This is a genomic window from Photorhabdus africana (genome assembly GCF_035181445.1).
Taxonomy (GTDB): Bacteria; Pseudomonadota; Gammaproteobacteria; order Enterobacterales; family Enterobacteriaceae; genus Photorhabdus; species Photorhabdus laumondii.
This window is the reverse complement of record NZ_JAXBVE010000239.1, coordinates 1-292: the sequence shown is the minus strand read 5'-3', so window position 1 is coordinate 292 and position 292 is coordinate 1. Positions and strand designations below refer to the sequence as shown.

Annotated in this window: 1 pseudogene; it reads left to right on the top strand. The window is 31.2% G+C overall.

Annotation, left to right across the window (positions count from 1 at the left end):
- Positions 1 to 121: 121 nt before the first annotated feature.
- Positions 122 to 237, top strand: a pseudogene (locus SLS51_RS23575) (helix-turn-helix domain-containing protein); the annotation flags it as partial.
- Positions 238 to 292: the final 55 nt, after the last annotated feature.

The window sequence follows — 292 nt, the reverse complement described above, 5'->3', positions numbered from 1 at the left end:
TATATAAAAGACGGATTTAACTATAAGTACAATTTTTTAAAAGGATGTTAATTTTATTTAATTGAAGCTCATTAATCATTAAAAATGTGAGATCTCTCCCTAGCTAGCCGAAGCAGAGGAAATGGTGAAAATTAAAAAAGTAAGCTGATGCCAAAACAGGAACATATTCACACTTTCACCAAAATTGATGTTAAAGCAATACGCGAAGCAACTGGTTTGAAACAACAGGAGTTTGCCATATACCCTAAATTTTTCGATTGAAAAGGAGCGATTGAGCGATTTATTAATTAAA